Here is a 1,844-nt window from a genome sequence, read left to right on the forward strand (position 1 = left end):
GATCGCGGCGGCCGCCGCGCGGTGGGTGCGTCCGGGGTCGGCCGTGGGGATCTCCGCGGGACCCGCGTCGCGGGCGCTCGCGCGAGCACTGGCCCACGTCGCCGACCTCACCGTGGTCACCAACTCCGTACGGGTGGCCGACATCCTCGGTTCGGCGGGGCGGCGGGACCGGCACGTGGTGCTCACCGGCGGGGCACGGGTCGACGCCGACGTGCTCGTCGGGCCGGTCGCCGTGCAGAGCCTGCGGGGTCTGCACCTGGACCGGGTCTTCCTCGGTGTGCACGGCATGGCCGAGGGCCCCGGGTTCACCATCGGCGACCTGAGCGAGAGCGAGACCGACCGGGCGCTGATCGACGCGGGCCGGGAGCTGCTGATCCTGGCCGAGCACACCCGGTTCGACACCGTCGGCCTGTCCACCGTCGCCGCGCTGGCCGAGGCGCACGTCCTGGTCACCGACGACGGCCTGGGCGAGCGCGCCCGCCGGGTGCTGTCGGCCCACGTCGGGGAGCTGGTGCTCGCGCCCGGCCCGATCGGGGCGGACGGGTGATCCGAACCGACCGCACCCTCGCGGACGGGCGCCGCATCCGGTACTACGACGACGGCCCGGAGCCGCGGCCCCGGGACCGTGCGGACCCACGGGATCTGGCCCCCACCGCCGCGGTGACCGACATCCGGCACGACCCGTTGACCGGAGAGCCCGTGGTGATCGCCGCACACCGGCAGGACCGCACGCACAAACCCGCCGCCGACCACTGCCCACTGTGCCCGGGGCGGCCGGACGCCCCCGGTGAGATCCCCGAGCCGCACTACGACGTCGTCGTGTTCGAGAACCGGTTCCCGGCGTTCGCCGGGGGGCAGGGCCGCGCCGAGGTGGTGTGCTTCACCGACGAACACGACACGTCGTTCGCCGAGCTGTCGCCCACCCGGGTGCGGACGGTGCTGGACGCGCTGGCCGACCGCACCGCCGAACTCTCGGGCACCGACGGGGTGCGGCAGGTCTTCCCGTTCGAGAACCGCGGCGAGGAGATCGGGGTGACCCTGCACCACCCGCACGGACAGATCTACGGCTACCCGTTCGTGCCGCCGCGCACCGCCCGCATGCTGGAGCACGCCCGCGCCCGGCTCACCACGCACGGCACCCACCCGCTCGGCGACCTGCTGGCGGCCGAACGCGCCGACGGCACCCGGGTGGTCACCCGCGGACGACACTGGACGGCGTTCGTGCCGCCCGCCGCCCGGTGGCCGGTGCAGGTGCTGATCGTGCCGCACCGCCGGGTGGCCGACCTGTCCGAGCTGACCGCCGACGAGCGCGACGACGTCGCCGGGGTGTCCCTCGACGTGCTCCGCCGGTGCGACGCGCTGTACGACCGGCCGTTGCCGTACGTGGCGGGCTGGCACCAGGCGCCGGCCGTCGGCGACCGGGAGGCGGCGTGGCTGCACCTGGAGGTGTTCTCGGTGCGGCGCGCGGCGGACAAGCTCAAATACCTCGCCGGGTCCGAGTCCGGGATGGCCGTATGGGTGAACGACGTCACACCGGAGCGGATCGCGGAGAACCTCCGGGACACGCGTCCGGGTCGGTAGCGATTCTCGCCGCGGTCACAGCACGGGTTCAGCGAGTTCTCAGGACTCCGGCGCATCATGGACGCATGACCGACAACGATCCCTTCGCTCGACAGAACCCGGACCCGTCCGCGTCGGGGACGCCGGAGTCCGGTGCCGGGCCGGGGCACGAACAGCCGAGCCCCTGGGCTCCGCCGGGCCGGACGGAGCAGCCCGGGGAGTCGGAGGCATCGCCGGAGCAGGCAGCTCCGCGGCAGGCGCCGCCGGAGACGACGCCGCCGGAG

At 74.8% G+C, this 1,844-nt stretch carries 2 protein-coding genes and 1 pseudogene; all 3 read left to right on the plus strand.

Annotated features, from left to right (window positions below):
* Positions 1–547: DeoR/GlpR family DNA-binding transcription regulator (locus ACTIR_RS21090; RefSeq protein ID WP_034237746.1), on the plus strand; the 547-nt coding region annotated here is incomplete at its 5' end.
* A complete protein-coding gene (gene galT / locus ACTIR_RS0101390; protein WP_026452949.1) occupies positions 544–1,581 on the plus strand; it encodes a galactose-1-phosphate uridylyltransferase in 1,038 nt (345 codons plus the stop codon). The genes ACTIR_RS21090 and galT, both read left to right, overlap by 4 nt.
* A 65-nt stretch (positions 1,582–1,646) precedes the next feature.
* Positions 1,647–1,844: pseudogene (locus tag ACTIR_RS27320) on the plus strand (hypothetical protein); the annotation flags it as partial.

It is taken from the genome of Saccharomonospora iraqiensis subsp. iraqiensis (assembly GCF_000430445.1).
Lineage (GTDB): Bacteria > Actinomycetota > Actinomycetes > Mycobacteriales > Pseudonocardiaceae > Saccharomonospora > Saccharomonospora iraqiensis.